Raw genomic sequence first — 223 nt, 5'->3', positions numbered from 1 at the left:
TATGCGGGTGTGGCGGAATTGGCAGACGCACTAGACTTAGGATCTAGCGCCTTTGGCGTGGGGGTTCGACTCCCTTCACCCGCACTTTTAATAAAATAACTCAAACATGTCATGCGGAAGTAGTTCAGTGGTAGAATACAACCTTGCCAAGGTTGGGGTCGCGGGTTCGAATCCCGTCTTCCGCTCCAATTTTCAATATGACATGCCGGGGTGGCGGAACAGG

General features: G+C 52.0%; 2 tRNA genes. Both read left to right on the top strand.

Annotated features, from left to right (window positions below):
- The first annotated feature begins 3 nt into the window (after positions 1 to 3).
- Positions 4 to 84 (top strand) — tRNA-Leu (locus tag MR113_RS28030).
- Positions 85 to 113: 29 nt separating this feature from the next.
- Positions 114 to 188 (top strand) — tRNA-Gly (locus tag MR113_RS28025).
- Positions 189 to 223 lie beyond the last annotated feature (35 nt).

The sequence above is a fragment of the Bacillus cereus group sp. BfR-BA-01379 genome (assembly GCF_022663605.1).
GTDB classification, from domain to species: domain Bacteria; phylum Bacillota; class Bacilli; order Bacillales; family Bacillaceae_G; genus Bacillus_A; species Bacillus_A mobilis.
This window is presented reverse-complemented; position numbering and strand designations above follow the sequence as displayed.